4 protein-coding genes are annotated in these 11,838 nt (G+C 39.4%); 1 reads left to right on the plus strand and 3 read right to left on the minus strand.

The window, feature by feature from the left end; genetic code table 11:
* Positions 1-84 precede the first annotated feature (84 nt).
* The 3 genes from NYP54_RS02170 to nadA form a co-directional block, all read right to left on the minus strand.
* Positions 85-8,475, minus strand: a complete 8,391-nt coding sequence (locus tag NYP54_RS02170) for a hypothetical protein (protein WP_283156968.1) — start codon at positions 8,473-8,475, stop codon at positions 85-87.
* A 522-nt stretch (positions 8,476-8,997) separates the two neighbouring features.
* Positions 8,998-9,864, minus strand: a complete 867-nt coding sequence (gene nadC, locus NYP54_RS02175; protein WP_283156969.1) for a carboxylating nicotinate-nucleotide diphosphorylase — start codon at positions 9,862-9,864, stop codon at positions 8,998-9,000.
* Positions 9,861-10,898, minus strand: a complete 1,038-nt coding sequence (gene nadA / locus NYP54_RS02180; protein WP_283156970.1) for a quinolinate synthase NadA — start codon at positions 10,896-10,898, stop codon at positions 9,861-9,863. The genes nadC and nadA overlap by 4 nt, the downstream gene beginning before the upstream one ends.
* 158 nt (positions 10,899-11,056) lie before the next feature.
* Here nadA and NYP54_RS02185 point away from each other — a divergent pair, with 158 nt between their 5' ends.
* Entirely contained in the window at positions 11,057-11,800 is a 744-nt protein-coding gene (locus tag NYP54_RS02185) for an SDR family oxidoreductase (protein WP_283156971.1), read from the plus strand.
* Positions 11,801-11,838: the final 38 nt, after the last annotated feature.

Genomic DNA, 11,838 nt, shown 5'->3' on the forward strand with positions numbered 1-11,838 from the left:
GCTTTTTGCAAAGCTTATATTCACAAACCACTTCTTAAGGTAGCCGCATTAGTTTTATATACCATTTATCAGACATATCACTTACTAACGTGAAACAGAATAATCAAAGCGCCTAGTTATAACAAGGCTCGGATATTTTTTGTTTTTTAACTTAAACGTTAAATGATAATCAAACGGCGTGGAGTTCCAATTCCAAAAATATGGTGCAACTGTTTTTAAATCATGATACAAATCATCTCTGGCACCTCCGCCATAGTAGTAACTATATTTAATTTCCCTATCACCCTCCACCCAAGTTAGTACACCTTGTTGCGCCTGTGATATTGGGATATTTTGAAAATCATCTATTGTCCCCCTATCATTAGTAAATTTCACACCGTACGTTTCGATATACCAGTTAGAAAAATAAAATAAAATCCGAGTATCCAAATTAAATTTACCATCTGAAAAAGTTTCCATACTTGTGCCTAGCTTAGGCTCAGCCACGGAAGCAATCTCTTGAGTGGCACTCGAGCTAAAATCTAAACTATCCTTCACTTGCACACTAATAATGTTATTACTTACAACACTTGGTGCTTGTAATACAATTTTTGCGCTAGTTTCACTGCCTGAAATCAACTTCCAATTATTTGGAATTGTCCATAGATAAGGTTGTGCTGCCAGTTGTCTCTTCCCTTTTGCGCCTCCTTGTGCCTCAAGTATTAATTCAGAACCGATTACTGTTGCTTCATGCCCAATAATTTTCACACTTGGGCTCAGCTGTGGGTCTGCTTTAATGCTATATTTAACAAAAGCTGTACTGCTACTTTGACCACTATCATCTACAACTGAGACTTGTATATTGTATTGGTTACTATTCAGATTATAATCAGGCGCAGTAAACATTGGATTATAGACATTGCCCGCACTTAAACAATTACCACAGCTCGCACTCCAATAATAATTATTACTCGGGATACTACGGCCTTTTCCAGCGGTTGCTTGCGCATTTAAGCGTATGCTTTGACCTTCAAGAATCTCCTGATCTGTGCCTAAAGTAACACTTGGCGCTAGTGCGGGATCTGGTTTAATTGCGATTGAATGCTGTGCATTTGCTTTAAAGCCTTCACTATCTGTCACCTCTACAGAGATATTAGTAGTTTGCCCTGCTGATTTATATTGAGGTGCTTTAATGGTAACTTGTGCTTGATTGGCACCACTAATGATTTGCCAAGATGATGGAATATGCCAGGTATAATTGCCTATACTTCGCCCACCTTTAGCTTGTGCGCCAGCATTTAAGGTAAACTCTTGGGATTCTACAATAGCACTCTCACCACTGATATTAACTGTCGGTAAAAAATCATCATTAGGCGTTACTTGATACGTCACTTGCCCAGTTGATGATTTACCATAAGCATTTGTCACCGTTAAAGTGAATGTATATTGATTGTTACCATTAGCATGGTAAGCTGGCACATCAAAGCTTGTGTTTAATTGATTCGCATTATTGATTACGATATGAGGATCTGATGCCTGCCAATGATAGCTAAGTGTTTGATCTGGCGCACTTGTATCGCCCTGAACCGTAGCGCTTAACGCTTTATTAGTTTGCTCAGTGATATTACCATTATCTGGCATTGTAATGCTTGGGGCTTTATATATTATGACGGTTAAAGCCACATCATATGTCAACTGATAACCCAAATCAGGAGCTTTGACACTCATTAATACATGCCCTGTATAGCGACCCGCGTGTGCTTGATCATAAGCGGCTGTTTTCACCAACTGAAAGACCATTTGGTTTTTATCTAACATTTGATCAATTACCCTATTTAATGGGAACCAACGACTGCCATCGATAAGACTTCTATAACCTTTAAAATTAAAGCTGACAACTTTGCCTTGCGCATTTTTAAGCTCTGCGCTAAAAGCCGTGTGATCAGGATTACCAGTGGCTTCTTTATCGGTCAACTTACTTGGTAAACCAGATACCAACGTATTTGTAGTTGCTTGCAGATCAGCTACATTTACATAGGCAAGTAATTGTGCATTATCATTGATAAACTTATCTTTATAGCCCAAAGTAACACCGGAAAAACGCCTGTCACCTTCTTTTGCAAAGTCCCAATGTAAAGCTTCAACTTCAGTAGCCACAGTACTTACAGCACTTGCCATCATCTGTGCCTTATTTGTATACACTACTTTTATCGTAGGCGTATACGCACCTTTAGTCGCTGTTTTAAATACAGCAGTAATCTCACACGAGTTACTGATGCCTAAGTCTTGAGAGCAAGTACTACTACTTTGCTGCAAGCCATCAGAGAAAACAATATTCCCTAAGCCTTTGGCAATTCGATTGCCTTGATTTATTAAGAGAAACTGTACTGTGTAAGATTGATTAATCATAATATTTTCAGGTAATGGTTTTGTTGCTGCTATTTGTAATTGCACATTTTCAAGCACATTAATTATTATCGATTGCTCAGTTTGCACTCCGGCATTATCGGTAACGGTTAATTTAAGCGCATAGCTATTTGTACCACCTTGATTAAACATCGGTGCAGTAAACTGTTTATGCGTATTGTCTCCTGTTGTATGTGCCATAGCAGTTCCAGACCACTGATAGTCTTCAATATTTCGTCCAACACCCGCATTGACTATTGCGTTAATATTTATTTTCTCTCCTTCAATAACACTATGGTTTCCGCCTAATACCACCGTTGGCTTAAGTGTATCATCAGGATTAACGGATATGCTCAAGGTTGTTTGATCACTACTTACCCCTGCGCTGTCGATAACTGTTAACCCGATCTCTCCTTGTTGACCTGATCCACTATATGCCGGTGCTTTTAAGGTAATATGCTTTGCGTGTTGATCTCCTATAAACGCCCAGCCCTTAGGGATTAGCCAACGATAATTATTCTCTGGAATATTGCGCCCACCCTTTGCTTGTGCATTAGCATTTAAGGTGATCTCTTGGTTCTCTATAACCTGTTTATTTCCTTGGATTGTGACCGTCGGCTTTAAACTGCTATTGGCTTGTATTGTATACTTCACTGTATTAGCAATGCTTTTAACCCCTGTATTATCGGTAACAACCAATGATAAATTGTAGCTATCTGAGACACCCTTATATTCAGGCGCTGTAAATACGGGTGCCGCTGTTTCTCTCCCTGATGTTAAATGCTGTGCACCATCACCACTCCATGTGTAAGATTTAATATATCGACCACCTTTTGGACTGCCTGAACCTGATACTTGGCGAGATTGACCTTCCTCTATTATTTGGTTACCTCCTGCATTGGCCGTTGGCTTAAGTGCATCATCAGGATCAACGGATATGCTCAAGGTTGTTTGATCACTACTTACCCCTGTATTATCAATAACGGTTAATGCAACCTCACCTTCTTGACCCAGTCCGCTATACGCCGGTGCTTTTAAGGTAATGTGTTTTGCCGTACCACCCCCCTTAATCACCCAGCCCTTAGGAACCAGCCAATGATAGCTATTCTCCGGAATATTGCGCCCACCTTTGGCTTGTGCATTAGCATTTAAGGTGATCTCTCGACTTTCTGTAACTTGTGTATCACCTTCAATCGTTACCATCGGCTTTAAACTGCTATTGGCTTGTATCGTATAAGTCACCGTACTAACCGCACTGTTAACGCCTGTATTATCAGTAACAACCAAAGACAAATGATAGCTATCTGCCCTACCCCTATATGCTGGAGCTTTAAATACGGGAGTCGCGGTATCTTTCCCTGATATTAAATGCTGTGCACCATCACCACTCCATGTGTAGGATTTAATATATCGGCTACCTTTGGGATTTGCTGAACCTGATATATTATAAGAACGACCTTCTTCTATTGTTTGATTACCGCCCGCATTTGCCATTGGTCTAAGTTCGTCATCAGGATTAACAGATATCGTTAATATTGTTTGATCACTACTTATCCCTGAGCTATCAATAACCTTTAACGCAATCTCACTTTCCTGACCTAGTCCACTATATGCCGGTGCCCTTAAGGTAATGTTTTTTGCTACTTCACTCCCCTCAATTACCCAGTCCTTAGGGATCTGCCATCGATAGTTACTCTCTGGGATATTACGCCCACCTTTGGCTTGTGCATTAGCACTTAAGGTGATCTCTCGGCTCTCAGTCACTTCTGTACTGCCTTGGATCGTTACCGTAGGCTTTAGAGTGCTATTAGCTTCTACAATATAGTTAAGTATTTTTGTTGATATCTGCCCTGTTGAGTCAGTCACTGTCAGCTCCAACTGATATTCATTACCGTTTAATTGGTAAGCTGGCGCTGTAAAACTGGGATTTAAGGTGTCTGAGCCGTTTAACTGAATACCACCACTAGCTATCCATTTATAGCTGGTAATTTGACGCTGCCCTTTTGCTTGTACCATAATGTTATCAACATTAATCCGCTCACCTTCTGTTACTTTTCTTAGAGGATTAACCATAATAATTTCAGGTTTCAGTTTTGAATCAGGCATAACAATAATAGTGTGATGAACTGTCGCACTTGATTGCTGTGTGTTATCGGTGACAAATACACTCATCTCAAGCTCATCTTCAGATGACCCCTTATAAGCAGGGGCTTGCAAATGAAGCTCACGTTCATCACTTGCCCCATCTATTTTCCATGCCTTATTTTTTATTAGCCAATGATAGGCATTGGCAGGAATACTTCTACCATTACCAGCTTGGGCATGCGCTATTAAAGTAATCTCATCACCTTCAACTACCTCACTGTCCTTATTATCACTAATACTGCTTACAATAGGATCTTTACTGCTATCAGACGTTACAATGATATTAATAGATGCAGGCTTACTTTGAATTCCAGTATTATCAATTGCAATCACTTGCAATTGATACTTATCCTCACCACCTAAAAAACTCGGAGCTGTAAAGACTCTTTCTTGATCTTGTCCTTTCAAATGTGCTACTGCTGAACCAGAGAACTGATATTTACTGATTGATCGACCATCACCTGCTTGGGCAACTGCATTAATAGTAATGCTTTGCCCTTCAATCACCGTGTGATCACTACCTAAACTCACCTTTGGTTGTAAACCTTCATCTGCCATGATTTCAATACTATGGTCTGCTTGAGCACTCTTGGCGCCTACGCTATCAATCACCGAAACTTTAAAGCTTCCTTTAATACCTGCTGTTGTATATTTAGGCACTTTTACTGTTAATTGTTTATGATTGCGATCACCTACAATTTCCCAACCTTCAGGTACTAGCCAATGGTAGTTACCCTCAGGGATACTGCGCTGACCTTTTGCGGTTGCTTTTGCTTCTAATGTTATCTTCTGCCCTTCTGTTACCTGTGTATCCGCTACAATCTCAACACTTGGTTCTAATAGCGCATCTGGCGTTACCGTATAAATAACACTACTAGGCTCACTAACAATGCCTGAATTATCCGTCACACTCAATGTTAGTTCATACTTATCTTGCAAGCCCCCTTTATAAGAAGGTGCTGTAAAAATGGGTTGTAATACATTGGGATCACTTAAATAACTTGCACCATTGCCACGCCAATGATATGAGCTAATAGATCTACCTTCTCCAGCAACGGCGCTAGCAAGTATTTGGTGTGTTTTACCTTCCTCTACTGACTGAGCTAAACCAGCATTTGCTGTTGCTTTCTTTTTGCTATCGACCAATACCTCAAGTGAGGAGAAAACCGTTTGTTTATTGCCTTTGCTATCGGCAACAACTAATTTAAAGTCATAGATGTTATGATCTTTACGGTATGCCGGAGCTATTATCTGTACTGTTTTTTGCGTACTATCTACAACATGTACCTCTTTTGCAGAATCCCACTGATAACCTAAGTTTTTATCCTCTGGGAAAATAACCGGTGTCAGTGAATAATTCTGCCCTTCTTGCAATGTGATTTTTGGCGGTAAATAGACTGCATAATCCTGTGTTGAGATGACACTTTTCTTCACTGACTGCATAAACGCAGGATTATTGCTCAAAGACATCATCACTTTGTTGCTCTTAGCCTTTTCTTCTTGAGCTGGCGATAATTGACTAACATCATAGGTTCCACCATGGTTTTTAGCGCTATAATAAACGCCTTGGTTTGCTAGGGTCATATGCTGATAATTACTTGCACTTTGATAAACCTCTTTGACATTACTACCTGCCGTAAAATAAAGTAAATATTTACCAGATTGAGAACGTAAATTACTGATATAAAACGCATCACCAATACCAGTAATTGCACTTAATAATCCATATGGCAGAATATTCGAGACTTCAATTGAGCGCGATATCAGCTCACCTTTGTCTGATAATTGATACCATGTCAACTGCCCCATCAAATTCACAAGAATATTAATCAGTCCATTCTGACTTGATAGCGCCATAATATAGCGCGGACTATCAAATAAATGTATCAGTGGCGCTATATGCGTTTTGCTTGCATCCTGCGCTATAGTAATATATCGCACCCCACTGTTACTTGATGTGTTAATCGCAAGTAGCGCTTGCTCTTTACCAACTAAAATCAATGATTGAATAGAGCCTGTAAAACTCGCAACTTTGGTAACGCTACTGAAGTCACTGGCAACCTGATAAACACTATTTAGCTTAGTCACAGGATTATAACTTGTAACAAGTATTACCTGCATACTATCAATATAAAGTAAGTGTTGCAGAAATTGCGGGTAGGTTTGAGAGAGTGTTAATGGAAATAATTGCTCATTACTATACTTAAATAGCGTATTACTTACATCGTCACTTGCAAAATAAATATCTCCATGCTCATCTGCTATGGCACTATGTATTGATTTGATCTTAGGATCTAACTTAGCAACATCTATCGTTTGACTGTCTTGTGAATCTTGTGATAGCAATATATGAATTTGACTACCCATATTTGCCAAAACACCATATATAGGGAAAATATAATCTCTGGTGTTAAATAAGTTGTTTTTGATATCTAATGTTGCCGGTTCACTGCCGGCTTCTACCTTAAACTGGCAGACCCCATGACTTGCTAAAGTAACTTTTTGATTTACAAACTCACAAGCATGCCTTTTTAGCTGACTACTAACGCCAACACCCTTACTCAGTATCTCGGTGCTAACAGGTGTGTCGCTGCCATTGTAAAGCGTGTACAAATAATCAGTATCATTTATTTTATGATAAAAGCGCCAAAACTTTTGCCCAATGGGTTTAACATAAACAGGAATCTCGGTATCAGCTTGTAAGTTGCTATCAAGCGCATTAATTTTTAGATAATAGGGCTCGCTATCTTGTTGCTCTTTTTGCGGTGGTACGTAGCTATAATATAGCTTACAGGCTTCGTTTGGTTTAAGTGATGTCAAATGTAAGCAATCCTGTGGCTGGGGAAGATAGGAAAAGCGCTGATCTTTCACAAACTCATTATCATCAAAATTGACTTGAGAAAACCCCTGCCAAGCAAATGGCGAATCATTATATATTGTGAAATAGTATGATTTACTATTGCCTGTGAATATTGGTACGTCCGTTTGTAATTTTATTGGCGCCACCATAATTTTACCCGTATATACTTCAGTTTGCTGATCAAACTGTCCTGTTACACTGATAAAGCCTGAACCAAAGCTATTGGTATCAGCAACAAGCCATAGACTATAACGTTGATTTGCTTGCAAGATGCCGCCAACAAATAAAGGGTTATAGCCATCAATCCTCACACCCTTTGGCAACATGATATTCACAGCACTTACTTTTAAGTCATGTTTAGGTATGATCGTCATTTCATAGCGTTGACTCGGCTGGCTAATATAAACATTATTAAGCGAAAATGCCTGACTGTTATAAGTTTTCAGCTGAATATCATCACGCATATTTGAAGCGCTAATCGTAAACACACCTTGGCTTAATGATGAGCTTAAATAATCTGTATTAAGCGAAATATCTGCAGTAGCTAGTGCGGGGATGACCTGCTGCCTTGAGACAATTTTATCATTATAAGACAAAGTAACGTTGTTTAAAGGGATAACACTTGGATTAAATAGTGTCACGCTCTGTGTGTCATGACTTAGAAAAATATCATTATTATGTGCAGATAAAAAATTCAGTATTGGTTCATCCAACAGCGCATTACCTTGCGGCTTAACCGTTGTCGAAAAATGCTTATCAAATATTTGGTTTGTTGTCGTACTCACACTGACATCAAAATTAAGCGCACCTAACTGGCTTGCCGTAACATAAAGAGGGATTGTGCACTCATGTGTAAAATGCTTAAAAACACCCAGATCATTAAAGCAAGTTTCTGCACTTGCTAAATCTGTAGCTAAACTCACTTCTTTATTGTTAATAAAAATATCTGTGATTTTAACGTCATGACTCGTATCCGAATGACTGCCGATAATTAAGGGATCGCCATCATCATTGGAGAGTTTCAAGACGACTACGGCTTTACTATGCTCCTTGATATAGTGTGGCAGACTAACATTCGTACTCATGGATACTCTAATTTCATCCGTCCCGTCACCTTTTACGCCACACCCAACAATAAGTAAAAGATATGCTGCAAAACATAAATATCGCACATAGTTAAAACAAAACATGTTAAAGACTACCCCATCGTATCTGTTTTTTTAATCAAATAGTTTCTGCAAACAGATTATATCGGGCTAAATATTTGATCATACCTAGGGTTTTTACTAATGAGCTTGTTACAGACACATATCAACTATCATATGATTAGAAAGATACTGTCCTTTAACTTTTAGCAAGAGAGTCATTTTTAGTCATTTGTAATCAAATCAAGAATTGGTTAAATTAGCACCAAGCAGCAAAGCATACTGCTTAATTAAATCGCAACATTAATATATTGAGGAGTCATACCGCACCCGTGGAACGGGAGCGGTATGATTCTCAGTGCATCCCTTATGTTTTATTCCATGCTAAGCCAACAACCAACTCTCAGGATGGCGATCAAATCACAACAATTAATTGGAAATTACAAGGCTAAACTGCCAACATCATATAAACCGCATTGACAAATCAATCGCTTGAATGTTTTTAGTCAATGCACCAATCGAGATAAAATCAACACCGGTTTGTGCAACCGCATAAATACTATCAAGTGACATATTACCTGAGGCTTCAAGTTGTGCTTTACCCTTAGCGATACTAACGGCCTTTTGCATATCTCTCAATGAAAAATTATCAAGCATAATCACATCGGCATGCGCTTTTAGCGCTTCATTAAGCTCATCAAAGTTTTCAACTTCTACTTCAACCATTTTCTGTGGCGCGATTTCCCGCGCTTTTTCAATCGCCCTAGTAATGGAGTGGTCACAAGCTGCAATATGATTTTCTTTAATTAAAAAAGCATCAAATAAGCCAATGCGATGATTCATCCCACCACCACAAGTAACGGCATATTTTTGTGCCAAGCGGAATCCTGGAATCGTTTTGCGTGTATCAAGGATTGTACACTCAGTGCCTTTAATCGCTTTGACATATTCGCGCGTTTTTGTGGCAACGGCTGAGAGCATCTGTAAAAAATTAAGCGCATTGCGTTCAGCAGACAAGATACTGCGTGCTAAACCCTCAACTTCAAAAAGTGTTTTATTAGCAAAAACCTCATCACCATCATGATGATACCAATGGATTTTTAAATTAGGATCAACCTGTCTGAAGACTTCATCCACCCAATCATAGCCACACATCACCATCGGCTCACGTGTGATCACGCGTGCACGGGCTTGTTCATGTTCATTGATCAATAAAGCATTAATATCGCCTTGATCAATATCCTCAGCCAGTGCTTGTGTTACCATTGTTGTCACAAGCACCTTAGGGACTTCGGTAATTTGTTCGGTTTGTAAGTGTGTATGACTCATTTATTGTTAAACTCCACCATTCGCGTTAATGGCACCATTGCACGCTCACGCACATCATCTGGCACGATAATTTCATTATCACCTTTCTCTAAAACTTCAGCGAGATTTTTTAAGGTATTCATCCCCATCCACGGACAATGCGCACAGGATTTGCATCTCGCACTATTACCCATGGTTGGCGCTTCAATAAACACCTTATGTGGTGAAGCTTGCTTCATCTTATAGAAAATACCCGCTTCAGTCGCTACGATAAAAATAGGATTTGGCAATTTTTTTGATGCTTCCAATAATTGTGAGGTGGAACCAACGGCATCAGCCAGTGCCACAATCTCTTGAGGAGATTCTGGATGCACTAACACAGCAGCTTCTGGATATTGTGTCTTTAAATCAAGAAGCGCACGCGCTTTAAATTCCTCATGCACAATGCAGGCGCCATTATAATGCACCATATCCGCACCCGTTTGCTTCTCAATCCAACGTCCTAAATACTTATCTGGCGCCCATAGAATCTTTTGACCTTGATCACTCAAATACTCACAAATTTGTAAGGCATTGGATGAGGTAACCGTCCAATCAGCCAAAGCCTTAATACGCGCTGAGGTATTGACATAAACGACAACCGTGCGATCAGAATGCTCAGCAATAAACGCTTTAAATTCCTCCTCTTGACAGCTCACATCAAGGGAGCACTCAGCTTCTAATGTTGGCATAATGACTTTTTTATGCGGAGATAAAATTTTTGCACTCTCGCCCATAAAGCGCACACCGGCAACGACTAGTGTTTCCGCTGGGTGATCCTTGCCAAAGCGTGCCATAGCGAGGGAGTCGCCTAGCATACCACCGGTTTCCTCAGCCAATGCTTGAATATCCGCATCGACATAGTAGTGGGCAATTAAACAGGCATTTTTTTCTTTTAATAATCGTTTTATTTTCTCACGATAAAATATTTTTTCTTGTTCATCTGTTACTTGTAAACTTTTAGCTTTTGGCCAAGCTTGAGCAACGCGTGATTGAAATTCGACATCACTGATCATAATTGATAGGACTTCAATATACTAAGTTAAAAGGTTTCTGGAGTGTACCACAGACCATAAAAAATAAGAAAAAATAGCAGCATTTTTCTTGTTTTTCTTGCTTTCAGTCACTTTTTCTTTACAGTTAACAGCCATAAATAAAGCAATCAAGTTTCGTTATGACCTCAAAAAAAACCATTATTATTACCGGAGGCAGCCAAGGCATTGGCAAGGCGTGCTGTGAGCTCTTTCGCGCCAATGACTATCAGGTGATTAATCTTGATATCGCCCCCTGCGAACATAAAGGTATTGATTATATTCAAACTGATTTAAGTCAAGTTGCGGCAATCAGTGAGTCTTTTAAGCACATTAAAGAACAATATCCACGCATTGATGCGCTTATTTCTAATGCCGGGATTCACTTCTCTGCTAGCATTGAAAACACCTCAGAGAAAGATTATTTTCGCGTATTAAACACCAACCTTACCTCATGCTTTTTTGTGCTTAAAGAAACCATTTCATTGATGAAACAAAACGTGGATGGTGGACGCATTATTACTATCGGCTCAGATCAGTCTTTTGTTGCTAAAAATAACTCAGCGGTTTATGGCTTAACAAAAGCTGCTATCGCTCAGCTGACCAAAAACATCGCCCTTGATTATGCTAAAGATCATATTACTGCCAATTGTGTTTGTCCTGGCACGATTGAAACACCACTTTATTGGCAAGCAATACGAAACTATTGTCAAAAATCAGGCGCGGATATCAACGCCATTCACAAAGAAGAACAATTGCTACAACCGGCAAAGCGCTTAGGACAGCCTGAGGAAGTAGCGAGTTTAATCTATTATCTGATTGATCAAGCAGGCAGCTTTTTATTAGGTAGCAATATTGCCATTGATGGTGGCTATACCGCGCAATAATTGCCATCTTTTCTGGTATTGTCTGGTATATGCTAAGC

The sequence above is a fragment of the Cysteiniphilum sp. QT6929 genome (assembly GCF_030035755.1).
GTDB lineage: Bacteria > Pseudomonadota > Gammaproteobacteria > Francisellales > Francisellaceae > Caedibacter > Caedibacter litoralis.

Coding starts and splice junctions, on each gene's coding strand:
- NYP54_RS02170 (WP_283156968.1), bottom strand. CDS start 8,475: ATGAGTACGAATGTTAGTCTGCCACACTATATCAAGGAGCATAGTAAA.
- nadC (WP_283156969.1), bottom strand. CDS start 9,864: ATGAGTCATACACACTTACAAACCGAACAAATTACCGAAGTCCCTAAG.
- nadA (WP_283156970.1), bottom strand. CDS start 10,898: ATGATCAGTGATGTCGAATTTCAATCACGCGTTGCTCAAGCTTGGCCA.
- NYP54_RS02185 (WP_283156971.1), top strand. CDS start 11,057: ATGACCTCAAAAAAAACCATTATTATTACCGGAGGCAGCCAAGGCATT.